The organism is Rhodococcus sp. BP-349, assembly GCF_019835845.1.
Taxonomy (GTDB): domain Bacteria; phylum Actinomycetota; class Actinomycetes; order Mycobacteriales; family Mycobacteriaceae; genus Rhodococcoides.
Map to the genome: position 1 here is coordinate 592,125 of NZ_JABUDR010000001.1, position 16,088 is coordinate 608,212.

At 65.3% G+C, this 16,088-nt stretch carries 13 protein-coding genes and 1 tRNA gene; 10 read left to right on the forward strand and 4 right to left on the reverse strand.

From position 1 onward, the window contains the following. Position 1 precedes the first annotated feature (1 nt). Positions 2-1,471: a threonine/serine exporter ThrE family protein gene (locus tag HQ325_RS02750; RefSeq protein WP_374107205.1), complete on the reverse strand. Its 1,470-nt coding sequence runs from the start codon at positions 1,469-1,471 to the stop codon at positions 2-4. Between the two features lie 248 nt (positions 1,472-1,719). Between HQ325_RS02750 and HQ325_RS02755 the strand changes: the two genes are divergently transcribed. Both HQ325_RS02755 and HQ325_RS02760 read left to right on the forward strand, forming a co-directional pair. Beyond that, the gene (locus HQ325_RS02755) at positions 1,720-2,859 is read left to right on the forward strand and encodes a diguanylate cyclase (protein WP_222626608.1); all 1,140 of its coding nucleotides are present in this window, start codon (positions 1,720-1,722) and stop codon (positions 2,857-2,859) included. Positions 2,860-2,884: 25 nt separating this feature from the next. Further along, positions 2,885-2,956, forward strand: a tRNA-Thr gene (locus HQ325_RS02760). A 141-nt stretch (positions 2,957-3,097) separates the two neighbouring features. On the opposite strand, the gene HQ325_RS22290 is transcribed toward HQ325_RS02760, so the two are convergent. Both HQ325_RS22290 and HQ325_RS02770 read right to left on the reverse strand, forming a co-directional pair. Then, a complete protein-coding gene (locus HQ325_RS22290; protein ID WP_261777630.1) occupies positions 3,098-3,874 on the reverse strand; it encodes a site-specific integrase in 777 nt (258 codons plus the stop codon). A gap of 521 nt (positions 3,875-4,395) precedes the next feature. Then, positions 4,396-4,770, reverse strand: a complete 375-nt coding sequence (locus HQ325_RS02770; protein ID WP_222626610.1) for a hypothetical protein — start codon at positions 4,768-4,770, stop codon at positions 4,396-4,398. Between the two features lie 396 nt (positions 4,771-5,166). Here HQ325_RS02770 and HQ325_RS02775 point away from each other — a divergent pair, with 396 nt between their 5' ends. Next, entirely contained in the window at positions 5,167-5,364 is a 198-nt protein-coding gene (locus HQ325_RS02775; RefSeq protein ID WP_027506918.1) for an excisionase family DNA-binding protein, read from the forward strand. A 721-nt stretch (positions 5,365-6,085) separates the two neighbouring features. Then, positions 6,086-7,012, forward strand: a complete 927-nt coding sequence (locus HQ325_RS02780; RefSeq protein ID WP_261777631.1) for a ParA family protein — start codon at positions 6,086-6,088, stop codon at positions 7,010-7,012. Positions 7,013-7,752: 740 nt separating this feature from the next. Here HQ325_RS02780 and HQ325_RS02785 read toward each other — a convergent pair. Next, positions 7,753-8,337, reverse strand: coding sequence for a hypothetical protein (locus HQ325_RS02785; RefSeq protein WP_222626611.1), 585 nt, complete (start codon positions 8,335-8,337; stop codon positions 7,753-7,755). Between the two features lie 188 nt (positions 8,338-8,525). Here HQ325_RS02785 and HQ325_RS22745 point away from each other — a divergent pair, with 188 nt between their 5' ends. From HQ325_RS22745 to HQ325_RS02815, 6 genes are all read left to right on the forward strand, one after another. After that, positions 8,526-9,290, forward strand: a complete 765-nt coding sequence (locus HQ325_RS22745; protein ID WP_222626612.1) for a DUF4839 domain-containing protein — start codon at positions 8,526-8,528, stop codon at positions 9,288-9,290. Positions 9,291-9,512: 222 nt separating this feature from the next. After that, positions 9,513-11,186, forward strand: coding sequence for a Mu transposase C-terminal domain-containing protein (locus tag HQ325_RS02795; RefSeq protein ID WP_374107179.1), 1,674 nt, complete (start codon positions 9,513-9,515; stop codon positions 11,184-11,186). Between the two features lie 4 nt (positions 11,187-11,190). Next, entirely contained in the window at positions 11,191-12,132 is a 942-nt protein-coding gene (locus HQ325_RS02800) for a TniB family NTP-binding protein (RefSeq protein WP_222626613.1), read from the forward strand. Continuing rightward, the gene (locus HQ325_RS02805; protein ID WP_308014232.1) at positions 12,129-13,334 is read left to right on the forward strand and encodes a TniQ family protein; all 1,206 of its coding nucleotides are present in this window, start codon (positions 12,129-12,131) and stop codon (positions 13,332-13,334) included. Before HQ325_RS02800 ends, HQ325_RS02805 begins: the two co-directional genes overlap by 4 nt. 214 nt (positions 13,335-13,548) lie before the next feature. After that, entirely contained in the window at positions 13,549-14,721 is a 1,173-nt protein-coding gene (locus HQ325_RS02810) for a site-specific integrase (RefSeq protein WP_032390136.1), read from the forward strand. Between the two features lie 107 nt (positions 14,722-14,828). Further along, the gene (locus HQ325_RS02815) at positions 14,829-15,812 is read left to right on the forward strand and encodes a recombinase (RefSeq protein ID WP_230074816.1); all 984 of its coding nucleotides are present in this window, start codon (positions 14,829-14,831) and stop codon (positions 15,810-15,812) included. The last annotated feature ends 276 nt before the right edge of the window (positions 15,813-16,088 follow it).

Sequence of the window (16,088 nt, forward strand, 5' to 3'; positions counted from 1 at the left end):
TCTACTTCCAGCGCGCCGCGGACCGTCTCCGCGACCTGACCGGAAGCTTCGAACGCACCGAGTCCGCGCGGCCCAGTCTCATGATGGGTCGGCGCAGGGACTCGGTGCGTTCGACTATGCGGGGGCGGCGCAGTGTGCGCGCACCCCATTCGCCCAGCGTGACGCCGCCGGCCAGTGCGCCGCCCGTGCCCACCGCCGCCAGGAGCGCGCTGAGGCCCAGCAACGTCTGATCGTTGAGCAGGGCGAAGAGGCCGCGATAGACCGACAGACCCGGCAGCAGCGGGGTGATACCGGCGACGGCGACGATCAGCGGCGGGATGAGGGCGCGGCGCGCCATGAGACCACCGGCGAAGCCGACCACCGTCGCGGCGATCGCGGACGAGAGCACCGGCCCGAAGCCGACCTGCTGCGCGATGAGGAACACCAGCGCACCGGCGAAACCGCCGGCGAACGCCGCCGTGAGACCTCGGCGCTCCGCGTAGCAGGCCAGCGCGTAGAAGAGGGCCGCGAACGCGCCGGCCAGCACCTTGGTGGGCACCTGGGCGAGGTCAGGTGGCGCGACGTTGCTCATGACCGGCAGCTCGGCGCCCAGCAGCGCCGCCAGTCGAAGGGTCGTCGCGACACCCGCGATGATGCCGCCCGTCATCATCAACAGCTCGAAGAAGCGGGCCGCGGCGGTGATCGGGGCCCCCGTGATGGCGTCCTGCACCGAGCCGACCAGCGACAGCCCCGACAACAGCACTGTCACTCCGGCCGCGATGACCTGGGACGGCAGGATCGAGATGCCCAGTTGTTCCTGGAAGTTGTACAGCGTGATGGCGGGCGCCGACGCGATGAAACCGCCGACCACCTGCTGGAAGAAGAAGGGCAGACCGGCACGGTTCAGCACTCGGCCGACGCGGTCGATCACCATCGTCGACAGGAAGCTCACCGCGGCCACCAGCACACCGCCGCCGAGCAGCACCGAGATCGCCGCGGCCATGCCCGCCCACGCCAGGGTGGCGATCCACCGGTTGTAGGGGTGCGGCGCGTGAGTGACCTCTTTGAGTTCCGCGAGAGCGACCGCCGGTGTCGGAACCTCCAGGCGGATCTTGCGGGCGAGAGCGTCCACGTCGGCCAGGCGCGTGAAGTCCATGGACCGGTAGTGCACGATGCGCATCGTGCTGGCCGGGGGGAGTGTCGGTCCGCGGTAGGCGCTGATGACGATCGAGTTGTAGGTGACGTCCACGTCGCACCGGGCGAGGCCGTACGTCGAGGCGATGAATTGCACCTGATTGGCGGTGTCGATGGCACCGGTCCCGGCGGCCAGGGTCACCTCGCCGACACGCACCGCGAGGTCGAGCACCTCCGACACACTGGCGTCGTCGGTGAGGTCGATGGGCTGCAGCGGACTGGGTGCACCCGCCGGGGTGTCGACGATGGCGCGTCGCTCGCCTGTCATGCGTCGTAACGTCGACGCTAAGCCCTGCAGGTAGGTCATTCCTTCTCTCGGTCCGCTCTCGTGTCCGGTGGTTCGAGGACGAAGGTACCGGGTGAACCCGGGTGTTTCCCGGCCGAGGTACCCGGTATGGAAACCGTCCCAAAGACCGTAAAAATGCCTCTAACGGTATTGATTCCGGCAATGGTGCAGTGTTCCGGGTTCGAGAGCCATATCATCGGCGGAAGCGAAGGAGCGGGGCCTTCGTCTCAGTTGACCGTGACGATGCAAGGCTGGTTCGAGTGCGCGTTCTCCGCGAGTGGTGGTCGTCCGACATCGACTACGCGTGGGTGGCAAATTATCACCGAACCCACGCGTACCTCAGGACTGCGCCCTACCTCATCGCCGCAGCGTGTTTCCTGCTCGCGGGGAAGACTGCCGCGGATCTGGTGACCTCGCTGTCGTCGCGCGAGAACGACGGACCGTGGTGGGTGTTCGTCGTCGGCACGGTCGTGTCGGTGTCGCTCGGTCTGGCATGGGCGCGCGGCGGATTCCTCACCGAGAGGTGGTCCTTACGATTCGTCGTGATCGCCGATGTGACCATCGCGTCGGTGCTCCTCGCGCTGCCGCCCTCCCAGATCGTCGTGATGTCGGCCGCTCTGCTGGTCACCATCGGGAACTATGCCAACGCGTTCCACGGTGTGCGCGTCTTCCTCTCTCACGAGCTGTTGGCTCTCGGTCTGGCGCTGTGCCTGTTCACCCGGCTCGTGACGGACACTCCGGTGGCGCTGTCCGCGGCGGTGTCCACGCTCTTCACGGTTCTCGTCATCCTGTTCGCCGCCTCCTCCCTGAACCACTTCTTCTTCACCGCGCTCCGTGACGACGCTGCTCGCGCCTTCTACGACCAGTTGACCGGACTGCGAAACCGGCGCGGACTGCTCGTGGACGTCGGGTCCATGGTGCGGAGTGCGCGGCTCGCCCCAGTCGACGACGTGACCGTCGTGTCTGCGATCTGTCTCGACCTCGATGCGTTCAAGTCGGTCAACGATCGCTACGGCCACACCATCGGCGACGACGTCCTCCGCCGAGCTGCTGCGCGCATCGGGCGGGTGTCCTTCGACGCCGTCTCGGCCCGCATCGGCGGCGAGGAGTTCCTCGTGGTCGTCGCCGGCGACGAGTCGAGGGGACCGGCCGTCGCCCGCGCGCTGCTGCACGCCATTCATCGAGACGACGACGCCACCCCGATCTCGGCATCCATCGGGGTGGCCTCCATGCCCCTGACGCACGCTCGCGACGACACCGCCGTGATGCTCAACAGCCTTCTCGATCGTGCCGACGCCGCCATGTACGAGGCGAAGCGGCAGGGCGGGAACAGGGTCAGCGTCGCCGCCACCGGGACCGACGGGGTGGGCGGGCGTCGGCAGGAGGGTCTCTCGTTATGATGGTGCCGCTCGGTTCGCCGGGCACGCCTCCTTAGCTCAGTGGTAGAGCACTCGCCTTGTAAGCGAAAGGTCGTCAGTTCAATCCTGACAGGAGGCTCAAGCTTTAGATGCCGTGAACTGCGGTTTTGCGATTAGGACCGCTTCACGTAAATGGGCCGCAGGGCGCCGATGTCACGAGTTGTCACAAGTCAATCGGAACTGCTCCACAGAGGGTCGAAATCGGGGCGTACGGACGTGGTCAGTTCCCGTGAAGGTCTGACATCGTCTGGAGGCTCTGGGCCGCGATCTTGAGAGCGTCGTTCGGGGCGTGAGCGTACGTGCGCATCGTGAAGGCAGAATCCGCGTGGCCCAGCCACGCCGAGATAACGGCTATGGGAACGTTCTGCAGGTGCATCAACGTCGCGCAGGTGTGGCGCGCATCGTGCAACCTGATCTGCGGCACCCCGGCGCGCTTACACGCCGTCTGCCAGAAGTTGGACAATGTGTCGGGGTGGTAGGCGTGGCCAAGTACGTCGCAGACGATATGGGTGCCCGGCCCGTAGTTCGCGCCGGCAGCGGCGCTCTCGAGGTCCTGACGCTCACGGGCGGCGATCAGAGCGGCGGTCAGCACCGGGGTCAGCGGAAGATCGCGGTTCGACCGTTCGGTCTTGGTCAGTCCGTCCACGGCCTGACCCGCGACAGACACTCGGTTGTTGCGGATCGACATGACGCCTGCGTCCAGGTCGACGTCGGACCACCGAAGACCGCAAATTTCACCGCGGCGCAGGCCGGACAAGGCCAGGTTCCACGCGTGTCCCACTCGATCGGTCTGCGCGAAAGCCAACATCTGGCGCATCTCCTCGACAGAGAACGTTCGCATCTGCGGCTGGGTGCGCGGCAGTCGATCCACCAACAAGGCGACGTTCCGCACCAGCAGTCCCTGTTTGACGAGGTCGGTCAGCACCGCCGAGACGATGTTGAGCATGGGATTGATGGACTGCGGGCTCCACGGTCGACGCACCGAATGGGCTGTCATCGGTGTTCCGCCGGCGGCGAGTGCGGTCACAAGCGAGTCGAGGTGGCCCTTGGTCAATCTCTGTACCGGCATAGATCCATGGAATTGCCTTAGCGGTTCGAGCGCGTGCCGATAGGCGTTCTTCGTCGTGGGTCTCACCCGCCGGCCCGCGAGCCATGCCTCGCAGACTTCGTCGACGGACAGAGCGCTACCCGAGACGTGAACACCACGGTTGACCTCGTCGGTCACGCGGGCCAGATACGCGCGAGCGTCCTTTTCTGTGTCGAATCGCCGTCGGGACTGTGATCGCGTCGTGTGCAGATACGTGGATCCGTCAGGTCGCAGGCGCGGTACCTCTCGCGTCCCCGCATCGACAGTGACCTGGTATCGAACAACGTCTTTCCCTGTACGGCGATCGATGACCGAGATCTTGCGGATCTGCGGAGGTAGTTGGTTTCTAGCCATCGACCGACTGAGCCGAACTGGCAGCGAATCTTCTCAGTGCCCCCGGAATCCGCGCCGCTCGCCTACTCGATGAGCGATCAGCCACGGGGGAGTCCATCTCCGACGGTCATGCCGAGTCCGGCCATGGTGTCCCGATGCGCTGCCGTCTGCTTGAGCGCGTTCTCGTAGATGATCTCCAGGGCTTCGATCTGGTCGGGCGATTCGTTGTTCTCGAGTGCCCTTTGCAGCTGCTTGCGTGCGCTACGCATCGCGGTGATCGAGCGGTGCCATTCGTGAGTCAGCGTCGTACGGTCCCTGCGGACGTCGAACTGGCGGCGCACGAACACCGGAACCGGCTGCCCGGTTGCTTCGTCGGACCATCCCGAATCCTCGAGCATCAACAGGCCGCTTTCCCCTCCCACCCACCTGACGGCGTCGTGGGATTCCTGGGAAACCCCGGGGAGCACGTCCACAGTTCCGCGGGGAAGATCAGGAAACAGCAGCTGGGCCGGTGCGACGTCGAGCGCTGCGGCCAGTGTGAGGAGATCAGCGACGTCGAGCCCCCTCCGCCGCCCTGTCTCCAGGTCGGAGATCACCGCCCTCGATATGTGGTGGCCGAGCTCGGCAGTGCGGTCGGAGAGTGCCTGCCCAGACATCGGCGGGGTCGCCGACGTCCGGAGTCGGCGGACCTCGGCCCCCGTTCGATCCACGATCGCTTGGGCCCAGCTTTGCGTCATGAACACGCACTCTACCGCCTTCTGCAGGTTCTCTTGCGGTGATTACACGCGTCCGCTAGTTTGTGGTGGAACCACGTGGACGCACCGTATTAAGCGGAACGGATGTGGTGAATTAACGCAGCGGAGGGTGTCATGACGAGACAGCTGTTCAGCGTGCAAGAGGGTATGGACCGCACCGGCTTGGGCCGGTCCAACTTCTTCAACAAGCTCGCATCCGGTGAGATAAAGAGCATCAAGGTGGGCAAGCGCCGCCTCATACCGGATACCGCGATCGACGAGTACATCGAACGCCTCGAGGCGCAGGCTTCTTTGTCGACGGATGTCGCATGAGCTGAGGTACGCCCCGAACAAAACGACGCCCCCGGCGCATCTCGGTGTTACCAGCACCGAGGCCGAGGGCGTCCAAACCGCCTCACATCAGATCGGAGGTTCTGCTATTCAACCTTAGGTTATTCCTGCTCGTCCTTCAATGGTAAATATTGACGGGCCGAGTCGCACATCAGCTATTCGGCTGATGGTGCTGAACGCTGGGCCCCTTTTGGTGTCCGCGTCCGTCGTTCTCTAGCAGAGCCCGACGATAACCAGCCTGCCGCCGTTGCCTGTGCACCCTGTAGCGATCCCCGGAGACCGGCCCCGGGGCACCATGCCGTCGACTGATCATTGATGACGTGGCGATACCGAAAGCCACGCGCCCATCCGGGTGCGGGGCCAGAGGGCGTGGAGCGGACAACGTGGGTGCGGACATCGGGGGTCACCCCTGGGGGGTCCGGGTATAGCAGCACGTAGTCCGATGAAGTAGACGGGACCACCCTCCATACCAACAGTTTTCAGGTTCACTGCTCGGAGAACGAATCTGTGGATCCTGCCAACGGTCGACTCCGGTGCGGGTTCGTTGACAACAGCGAGAGTTACCAGTGATTGCAGTATCGGCGGTGTTGTCACCATCGACCGCTACCCCAGTGATGGTGGCATTGCTGGTATTACGTCCCGTGCGGGTGTCACGTCCCAGTCAGTCATTACCGGTATCGGACTCTTCACTGGGGTGGCATGTATGGAGGTACGCACCGCCACTTCTCCGATACAGCCATCACTTACTTTTCTTCCTTCACCCGTATTGCAGGTACTGCGGGTACGGGAAATCTCTTTCTTCGAACTTCCGACACATGAGAGGACACACATGCCACACAACGTGATCGCCTTCTGCAACCAAAAGGGTGGCGTAGGCAAGACGACTACCACCTTCCACATCGTGGATGCCGCTCGTCGAGCCGGCCACCGAGTCCTGGCACTGGATATGGACCCCCAGGGAAACCTGAGCACCGTGCTTAGTGCCGGTGAGCCGGCACCTGGCGACGCAGGGATGGCGGACGCGTTGTCGGACCGGTCGGCCGCCACCCTCGCAGACGTCGTGGCGCCGTCCATCTGGGATGGAGTGGACCTGGTCGCCACCGACCCGAACTCGGAATCCCTCGCCTTCGTGCGGGATGAGCTGATTCTCGGCGGCGCAGGACGCGAACGGCGACTTCGCGATGCGCTGGAGTCACTCGCTCCGCAGTATGGACTGGTGGTGATCGACTGCCCGCCGAGTCTGGACCTGTTAACAATCAACGCTCTGGTGGCAGCCCGGCGAACGCTCGTGGTCAGTCAGTCCGCGCTCTTCTCCGCGAACGGTCTGGCACGGCTACGACGCACCATCGACGTGGTGCGCCGCAGCTACAACCCGACGCTGGAGCTGGTGGGAGCGATCATCAACCTTCACGAACGCAACACCATCGCTGGTCGCGAACAACTGGCGGAGATCGCCGACTGCATCACGATCGTCGGCGACCCGGTACCCAAGCGGGTTGTGTTGAAGGATTCCTCCGAGGCTCAGACCAGTTTGCTCGACTGGGGGACGACGGACGCCCGCAATCTGGCGAGCATCTACCGCCGCACGTCGGAGTTGCTCATGGAAGGTGTCGGCCATGGTGCGTCCTGAGCGTCTGAAGAGCAGCTTGGGCAACTCGAGCCCACTCGATCGGATGAACGAGGTGATGTCGAGTGCGGCCGTCCCTACACCCGCGCCACCGGCGGGGGACAAGCCCGCCAAGACCAAGCGCACGTTCTACTTCTACGTTGAGACCAGTGAGCGGCTCTTGAACGCGGCCGAGGCGCTGATGGCTACACCGGGAGCACCGCGCGGCCCATCCGACCTTGCTGCAGAGGCGGTGGAGCGGTACGTCGACTATCTAGAGGCCACCCACAACGATGGGCGCCCGTTCGCGCAGAGAAGTGGCCCGCTGCAGAGAGGGCCACGCATTCGCTAGCTCGTCGCCGGAGCAGCGGCAGTTGGGTCATCTCGCTGCCGCGTTGATGGCGGCCGGTGAAGCAGCCGGTCGCACGGTCGCGGTTTGCGTCCCGATCATCGACGCCGTGCAGTCCGTCCGGCCGCGGCACCTGCTCTTTGGGGTGACGAAGGCGCGGTCGGGCCAGGGCCTCCGGACCTCGTAGACCGCCACCCGAGCGAGGATGAGATGAAGGATGCTCTGACCGCGTGGGGAGAGGCGTGGGAGGCCTGAATGGGTTGTCCTCGATCCCCACCCCGGTGCCAGTCCCCCCTTGCCGCCACCCGAACGAACCGTCATGACCGGCGTCGATAACACTCGTCTGCTGGCCTGAAAGAGATCGACGAGGACGGCAATCTGCGTGTCCCTCGATCAGCGGGTCAGCCTGCCCAAGTCAACCGAGATAGTGCTGCACGGCCTCGGCCAGCAGCCTGGCATTGACGCGGAAGTACGGAGCATTCTGCCCACTTAACTCTCCGTCATTCACGTAGAGGTATTTGTAGTGTTTTGAGCGGTCCCGCCACACCATTCGCGCATGCGTTTCACAGGTGAAAAGCGAGGCTACTCCGTAGTCGGGGCCTTCGTTCAGGTTCCTTCCGCGGCTCGGCTCGGCGGAGCATTGACCCCAGGTAGCGTTAACGAGGCGGCCGTCCGTGGTCACGACCGGCGTATCTAAGTATCCATCCGGTTGGCTGGAGTCGTTGTCAAACCGACCTACCGGCCATGCCTCGGCCACTACCCGGAAACTTGTGTGCCATATGCGCGGTTTCTCGCTTTGTAGGAAGGACTTCCTACGGCCAGGTGTAATGGTCTGTTCGGTCATATAGACCGGTACCGTCGGCACGTGCCTGGCTAACATCATCTGGCTGAACTCGTTGACAAGGGTCGACGCATCTGAGATGGCGCTGTTCTGGTTCAACTGAGCTTGAGCTTGCTCGTGTCGCAGCGCGGCCAACGCCTTATCAATTTCCGACGACATGCCAGTATTGTGACACGCTCCGCGGCCACGTTCATTGCTATGAAACGTGAATCCCTGCCTCGCAGGTTCATCGGCGAGCGACGAACTCGTTGCCTGTAGGCGATGAGGCGGCCGCCACAGATGCCCCGTTGGACGCGCAAGTAGGCTCAGAGCGCCCGGTTGCGTGCCGGCACAAACCTGGGAGCTACGTGAACACCAACGCCGACGGCGACGTCACTTACGAGAGCAAGACAGTCCGCGTCGTACGCGGAACGGAGTCGCGAACCGTTTCGAAATGGAACAAAGACGGTTGGGAAATTGCCTCTCAGTCGCCCGGGACGCTGCGAACCGAGATCACCTTCCGCCGACCCGCACCCAAGTCTCACCGAACCCTCTTGATCATTGGCGGCGGCGTAGCAGCGATCGCGATCGCGACCGTCATCGTCATCGGGGTAGTCACGGAGAACCGCGGCAACCAGAACGGGTCCGACGGCTCCCAGAGTTCCGCTGTAAGTGAGCCATCGGCAACGAACGAACAAGCCCCGAGCGGAACGGTCGAGACGGTGCCGCTGCCGAAGCCCGCTGACGCTGTGTTGACTGCAGAGAACACTCCGGAGTTTGCGGCACTACTCGCAACGACCGACTACTGCTCACCGGACGTCGCCGCGTTCGCCGATGCAAATCGCGGTCGGACAATCTCGTTCCCAGGAAGCGTCGGCGCGATCAACCCTTACGAAGGCGCGAGCACCAGATACCTCATCCTCATCAACGCAGGTGACTACAGCGAAACCTCCGCGCCAGGGCCGGCGTTCCAGTTCCGCGACGTCAACACGTCCAATGACCTCCGGTGGGCCGACCCCGCACCAGACACCATCAACGTAGGAAACAATCTGGATGTCACGGCGAAAGTCGACCGTTACGAGGAGAGCAGTTGCCTCTTTCTCCTCGACCCAGTAGCGACCGCTGTCCGCTAGCTCCAGCGCAACAGTTCGTGTCGCAACCATCCGAGGGGACATGTGACCGCGGTGTCACAAACGATCGTTTCTGGCGCAGGTGTGCAGCTGGGTTATGCCTGTCAGTTTCAGAAGAGAACAACGCCTTTTCGTCGCGTTTTCTGGGTGTGTGCAGTCGCGTTCTGACATCCTGGCGTCAGAAGAGCGCAGCACTGTCGCGAACTCGGGTGGCCTGGGGACGAGGTGGACGTAGACAAGCTGGACGTGACCGAGAGCGGGGTTCTGACCGCGTCACCGCAGAGGTGGGGGCAGGCGGAATCCCGTTTCGCGGTGCTCGCTCCACTGCTCGAGACGCACCCGGTGGGCTTGTCGGTCGTCGACGACGCAGCCGAACGTCTGGGCCTGTCCCGCCGGCAGGTGTACGTCCTGCTCGACAAGCTCGAGAACGGGACAGGAACTGTCGCCGATCTGTTGGTGCGCCGGCCGTCGGGTGGTCGAGGTCGAAGCCGTGTTGCTGATGCTGTCGAAGAGATCATCGCGGAGCAGGTGGGACGACACTTCCTCCGCCGCCAGAAGTTGAGTGTCGCTGCGGTGCATCGTCGTATCGCTGTTGTCTGTCACCGTGCGGGTCTGCCGCCGCCGTCTCGAAACACGGTCGCTGCACGGATCGCGGCCCTGAATCCCGCAGCGGTGGCCCGAGCACGAGGGGGAGCGGACGCGGCACGTCCACGCCAGGCGGCCGGCGATATTCCACCGCCGATTCGGGGGATCCTCGAACTGGTTCAGGTCGATCACACCGTTGTCGACGTCATGGTCGTCGACGAGTACGAGCGCAGACCGATCGGCCGGCCCTACCTGACGGTTGCCATCGACGTCTTCAGTCGAGCCATACTCGGTTTCGTGGTGACACTGGAACCGCCCTCCGCAGTCTCGGTGGGCCTGTGCCTGGGACGGGTGTGCAGCGAGAAACAGACATGGTTGCAGGCCCACGACCTGGCGGCCGAGGTTCGGTGGCCGATGGCGGGCAAGCCAGAGCGGTTGTACCTGGACAACGCCGCCGAGTTCAAGAGCGAGGCGCTGCGTCGGGGCTGCGCTCAACACGCCATCACACTCAACTACCGGCCACCGGGGCGACCCCACTACGGCGGGATAGTCGAACGCGTCATCGGAACAGCGATGACCGCAGTGCACGAGCTCCCCGGAACCACGTTCTCGAACCCGAGCCAGCGAGGCAGCTACGACTCGGATGTACACGCCGCATTGACGCTGCGCGAGCTCGAACGATGGCTGGTGCTCTCGATCGCGACCTACCACGAGAGCGTGCACACCGGCCTCCGGCAGTCTCCGGCGGCAAAATGGGGCACCGGAGTCGACGCCGCGACAAGCCCGCCGAGAGTGGTGGTCGATGAAACCGCGTTCCTGATCGACTTCCTGCCCGTGATCCGCCGCCGGCTCACTCGCACCGGATTCGTCATCGACCATGTGCGCTACTTCTCCAACGCACTCAAGCCGTGGGTCGCGCGCCGAGAGCGCCTGGGCGCATTCGTCATCCGACGTGACCCCCGAGATCTGAGCCGCATCTGGGTGCTCGAACCCGACGGCGCCGGATACATCGAGGTCCCGTACCGGATGATGGCGCACCCTGCGGTGACACTGTGGGAGCACCGCGCGGCGACCGCCCGCCTGCGAGAGCAGGGACGGTCGAGCATCGACGAGAGTGCCCTGTTCTCGATGATCGAGCAGATGCGCGACCTCACCGACCGTGCACAGAAGGACACCCGTAGAGCTCGCCGCAACCGCCAACGCCGGAACCACCTCGCCGACAGGACATCCACGACCACAGCGATGTCGGCGCCGCCGCACCAGAGCGAACCGGACACGGACGTGTCGGTCTTCGACGACATCGAGCAGTGGTGAGCAGATGACACCGACCTCGCGGCGCAGCGCCCGGGATTCGACTACGTTGCCCAGCATCGACTTCGGGCACCTGACGGAGTCCGCGCGGCCGCTCGCCGAACTCGACGATGCCGCCCGCATTCGGTCGATCCGCTCCGAGCGCTGGATCGGCTACCCGCAGGCCCGGGCCGTCCTCGAGCACCTCGAGACACTGCTGTCGTGGCCGGACCGTCAACGCATGCCGAACCTGCTGCTGCTCGGCTCGACGAACAACGGCAAGTCGATGATCATCGAGAAGTTCCGACGCACGCACCCCCCGACCAGCCTCAGTGACCGCGAACAGATCCCGGTGTTGTGCGTCCAGATGCCCCCGGACCCCTCACCGAGCCGGTTCTACCTCGCCGTGCTCGCCGCCCTGGGAACACCGATCAAGCCGCACAGTCGCGTTCCGGACCTGGAACGACAAGCACTGACGCTGCTGCGAGCCACCGAGGTCCGGATGCTCATCGTCGACGAGCTCCACAACGTTCTCGCCGGCCGCGACAACGTCCGACGGGAATTTTTGAACATGCTGCGGTTCCTGGGCAACGAACTACGCATCCCCCTCGTCGGCGTCGGCACCCGCGACGCCTACCTCGCTGTCCGAACCGACCCGCAGCTCGAGAACCGGTTCGCCCCGATGACCCTGCCGACGTGGACCAACACCCCCGAGACACGCTCGCTGCTAGCCAGTTTCGCCGCCAGCTACCCCCTGCGACAACCATCGCACCTCACATCACCGGAGATGACCGACTACCTCCTCACCCGCTGCGAGGGCACCATCGGCGAACTGTCGACCCTGCTGACCTCGGCAGCCGTGCTGGCGGTCGACACCGGCGACGAAGCGATCACCCCCGGCGTGCTCGAACGCACCGAGTACCTTGGTCCGACCGAGCGACGACGACAGTTCGAACGCCACCTCACGTGAGCACTCTCCACCCTGCGGGGGAGCGGGACATCCCTCCGTGGCCGCTGCATCCGCCGCCTCGCCCACATGAAGCACTGACGTCGTGGCTGCGGCGTATCTGTGCGTACTACGGTCTCGCCAGACCGGCGGACCTGCTGCCCGGCTTCGACATCGCCGACCACGACGTGGACCGGTGCGTCCCCGTACCGGTACTGGCGTATCTCGCTACTCGCAGTACCGTTCCGGTGTCGAGGTTGCGGTTGACGACGCTGTCGGGGTGGACGCCGTGGCTGCTCGACGACACCGACCCGGTGCGGTGCGACTTCGACACCTACGTCCACCAGTTCTCGGTCCTGCTGCCGGCCGAGCTGGCGGTTCAGGATCGCCGTTGCCGCACACCAGCGGGCGGCACGTGGCTTCCGTGGGTCAGCGCGCTGCGCACCAGGGCGTGCCCAGTGTGCATCGCCGACATCGAAAGCAGCGCCGACATCAGTGTGGCGTGGCTGCACCAACTGTCGTTGCTGACCAGCTGTCCCGCGCACGGCTGCCGACTCGAATTCTGCTCCGTCCTGCCCGGTCGGGCCGTTCTCTGGGACCGCACCGCGTCGGCGGAGCGGCTGCAGCCGGTCTCGCCACCGCCGGAAATCGTCGCACTCGACCGGCGCACCGCCCGAGCTCTGACGTCCGGGTGGGTGCAGCTCGACCGCGACCGGGTCCACGCCGCGGTGTGGTTCCGCATGCTGCGCAGCGTCGTCGACGACGTCTGCACCCCGTTCTGCCGGGCAGGGCGGTGGTCGAAGGTGCTGTCCGCCATCTGGAAATCCACCGGGCATCCGCGGCCGCCACAGGCGTCGCGAGTGGTGTTCGAGCATCTGCGATGGACCGAGCAGGAACGCGTCCTCGCTGCCGCCGCGGCGGCCATCTCCGCGATCGAGAGCGGCGACATCGCGGCCGGAGGCGCTCACGCCGGCCTGCTCGCCCCGATCCCGGACGAAACAGTCGACCCGGGAACAGCTCCCACCCGCTCGTCCTTCCCGGCTCGTGAACGCAGCGCATGGGACGGTGTGCAAAGCGCCATCGACGCCGCCATCGAGTTCGCCCGCGGCAACAGCGCTGCAGCCGCGTCGCTGTTCGCGTTCCTGCACACCGGATGCCACACCCCCGACGACACGGCCCGACTCGAGAAGGTGTTCGCCGACTTGGACATTCGTCTCCCGCCGTGACCGATGAGGGTGTGGCGGCACGATAGCGATAGAGCCCAGTCGTGGCTGTGAGCAGTGTCCGGAGCACCGCTCGGCATCGATTGCGCGTAGTCACTTACCGGAATTGGGCGGTGACCAACGAGAATTTCCTTTCCCGCACCGTCTCCGCGGAAACGCCTGCTCAGCGTGCTTTCGGCCTGAGAAGTCTGTCGGGAGGGCCCGCTACAGTCCAGCCATGACAGATCGCCAGCTCGTAGACGGCCCGACCACGATCCCGGCTGTCGTGCCGGGTGGCGCGGCGTTGTTTCCCGATCTACCGCCCGAGGTTGCGGCTCGGATCGAGCGTTCCATGGCCGCGTCCCGCTCGACCGGTACCCGCCGGGCCTACACCTCGGCGTGGCGACGCTTCGAGACCTGGGGCACTCTCCACGGGCACTACGCGTTGCCGGCGCATCCCGCAACGGTGGCGGCCTATCTCGTCGCCGCGGCCGACACGCTCACCGTCGACGGGACGCGAGCGTACGCACCGGCGACGCTGAGCAAATGGATCGCGGCGATCGCCGACCGCCACCGCGCTACCGGACACGACAACCCGTGCGGGCACGAGATGGTGCGCGCCACCCTCGCCGGTATCCGGCGGGACTACGCGTCGGCGGGGGAGCGGCCCCGCAACCCGCGCGCACCGCTGCTGACCTCCGACATCACCACGATCGTCGACCACGCCCGACGCACTACAGCGGGGTGGGCGTCGGAGGTGCTCGAACGCCGCGACACCGCGCTGCTGCTGATGGGATACACCGGCGCATTTCGACGCAGCGAACTCGTAGCGCTGGAATGCCGCGATGTGCGCCGCGACCGTCTCGACGGTGCGCACGTACGGATCCGAAGATCGAAGACCGACCAGGACGGAACCGGCATCGGAACGGTGAAAGCGCTTCCGTTCACCGACTGCCACGAATCCTGCCCGGTCTGCGCGTGGGTGCGATGGCTGCAGATCGTCGCCGCGTTCGACACCGGGGGCAGAGCCGCCGTCATTCGACTGCTTTCTCGCGCAGCACAATTCGACTCCCATCTCTGCCGCGGCACCCTGCCGACCGCCGAGAAACGGTCGCCGCTGTTCCGGTCTGTCCGCAAGAACGGCAACCTCTCCGACACTGTGTTGTCCGGGGCAGCGGTCCATGCGGCGATCCGCCGCCGCGCAGCTCACGCCGGGTACGACCCCGAGACTGTCATGCAGCTCGGCGGCCATTCCCTGCGGGCAGGATTCGTCACCCAAGCCTTCCGTAACGGTGCCGATGCACATGCGATCATGCGCCAGACCGGGCACACCACACCCGCAATGGTCGAGACATATGCCCGCGAGCACGCCCCTCTGGTCGGCAACGCGGTCACCGAACTCGGTCTATGACCGGGCGTGTGACTTCACCCGTGAACGCCGATAGGGCGACCGGGGTAGATGCTGACCACGACGACTGCACCGGTTCGATTCGACCAGCGGATATCACGAACGTGGCGGTGCCGAAGCGGGATCGGCACACGTGGTCACTGTTCGAGGACTGGTGCACCGCCCATGACGAAACACCACTGGCGGCCTCCCCGGATTCACTTGCTCGGTTCCTCTCGGCGCACCCCGCGGCGTCCACGACCCAGCGCCGCCGGATCGCGGTGATCGACGCCGCCCATTCCCGGCACCTGTTACCCCAGCCGGGCCGTGCGGAGGTCGTCCGGGCTGCGCTGGACGTGGCGCGTACGGCGCGCCTGCACGAGCTGGCAGCCGTGATCGGCGGCGTCATCGCGCGCCTCCCCGAATCCGGTTGGCCGTCCGAACTGTTCGCGCGGCGAGACGCCCTCGTCCTGGTCTTTGCCTCGACCGGTCTGCCGTACACCCAGATCGCGGCCCTGCGGCCCTGCGACGTCACCGCCGATCCGAGGATCGATGCCCTTCGTATCGACACAGGCCGCGGCGTTCGCACCGTCACTCCTCTCGCACTGATGGAGACGGGTATCTCGCCGCGGACGGTGTTCCAGCGCTGGTTGGAGGTGCTGGGCCATCACACGCGGTACCCGAACACTCGAATGCTCGCCGACGCTCTCGATGCCGTGGGCGGTACCGGGCTCAGCGGATTCGACCGGTACGTCGATCCGGCCGGTCGACAGCCGCTGTCGACCGCAATCGACCGGTGGGGTCACACCCCGCTGACTGCGACTGCACTTACCGCCCATGCGGTCGCCGACATCGTTCGAGCGCACCTGGACGGACGAGCACCTGTGCACCGACACCATTCGGTGCAGGCACGGCAGCCGAGCACAGATCTCGTACCCAAGCCCGCCTCGGCTTCGCTACTCGACCCCGGCTACTACGAACACGGGACTCGGGCACGCCGAGACGCACACCAGCTACTCGGTGGCGTCGATTCGACGCTCGACGACGTCGAAGAGCGTGCGGATTCACTGTTGAAGCGGCTTCTCGAATTCGTCGAGGCAGAAGTGCCGCCGTGAGGTCGGCCGTTCGTGCCGCGAAGATGGTCCCTGCACCCGTTCAGGCCGCTTCTGTGGCGTGGAGACGCTCGACGAGACCGGGGTGAACCGATCGATCAGATCTCCGCTTGCGTGAACTCGACTGTGTCGCCCTCCGGTGCACCGACATTCCGGGAGCAATCGCCGGAGGGAACTTCGGTTCGGGTGAACCCCTCAGGCTCGGTGTGCGTACACCACAGTGAAGCCCACCGCTGGCGTGGGCACGAGGACAGGACACGTGATGAGCACTTCAAGGTT